We start from the raw sequence: 1101 nt of genomic DNA, 5'->3' as shown, positions 1-1101 counted from the left end.
AGACATGCTGAAGGGCTACAAATACAGGCTCCACCCGACGGCGGCACAGGCCGAGTTCCTCGTCAGGACGATCGGCTGCGCCCGCTTCGTCTACAACAAGCTGCTCGAGGACCGCATCACCATCCACGAGGAGGCGAAGGCTGGGACCGGCCCGAAGCGAAAACTGCCGACACCCGCCTCGTACAAGCCCCTGTTCCCGTTCCTCGCCGAGGCGGACAGCCTCGCGCTCGCGAACGCGAAGCTTCACCTCGACGCGGCGTTCGCGAAGTTCTTCGCCGGGACGGCCGGCTTCCCGGTGTTCAAGTCGAGACGGAAATCGCGCGCCTCCTACACGACGAACAACCAGCACGGCACGATCCGCATCGAGGGGGACCGGGTCCGGCTCCCGAAGGTCGGGTTCATCCGCTTCACACAGCACCGAATTTTCGACGGCGAGATCCGCTCGGCGACCGTGTCGATGACGAAGACGGGCAAGTTCTTCGTGTCGCTCCTCGTCGAGCAGCCCGACGAGCCCTGGGTCCCGGCCGAGCACAAGATCGGGATCGACCTCGGCCTCGGGCACTTCGCCGTCATGACGAACGACGCGCTCGTGACGGAGAAGGTCCCGAACCCGCGCAACCTGCGCGAGGCTGAGGAACGGCTGAGACGGGCGCAGCGCTCGCTCTCCCGCAAGAAGCCCGGCAGCCGGAACCGCGAGAAGGCGCGGCTCCTATTGGCCAAAAAGCATGAAAAGGTACGGAACCGCCGACATGACTTCCTCCACAAGCTGTCACGACGCATCGTCGACGAGAACCAAGTCGTCGTCGTCGAGACGCTGAAACCGAGGGAGATGATGCAGGACCGCCGCCTGGCGAGGTCGATCGGGGACGCCGGATGGGGCGAGTTCGTCCGCCAGCTCGCCTACAAATGCAGGTTCCACGGCCGCACACTGATCCAGGCCGACCCGTGGTTCGCCTCGACCCAGGTTTGTTCGGCCTGTGGCGAGAACGGCGGCAAGAAGGACCTGCACGTCCGCGAGTGGACATGCGCCGTATGCGGCACGCACCATGACCGCGACGTCAACGCGAGCCTCAACCTGTTGCGCCTCGCCGACTGAAACAC

Annotated in this window: 1 protein-coding gene; it reads left to right on the top strand. The window is 65.1% G+C overall.

The features are described from left to right. Nucleotides 1–4 precede the first annotated feature (4 nt). Complete coding sequence (locus tag EVJ29_RS15265) at nucleotides 5–1096, top strand: RNA-guided endonuclease TnpB family protein (protein ID WP_131466050.1); 1092 nt, start codon at nucleotides 5–7, stop codon at nucleotides 1094–1096. Nucleotides 1097–1101: the final 5 nt, after the last annotated feature.

The sequence above is a fragment of the Exiguobacterium sp. SH4S7 genome (assembly GCF_004336795.1).
GTDB lineage: Bacteria > Bacillota > Bacilli > Exiguobacteriales > Exiguobacteriaceae > Exiguobacterium > Exiguobacterium aurantiacum_A.
The sequence above is the reverse complement of the archived record's forward strand: the minus strand, read 5'-3'. Positions and strand labels throughout refer to the sequence as shown.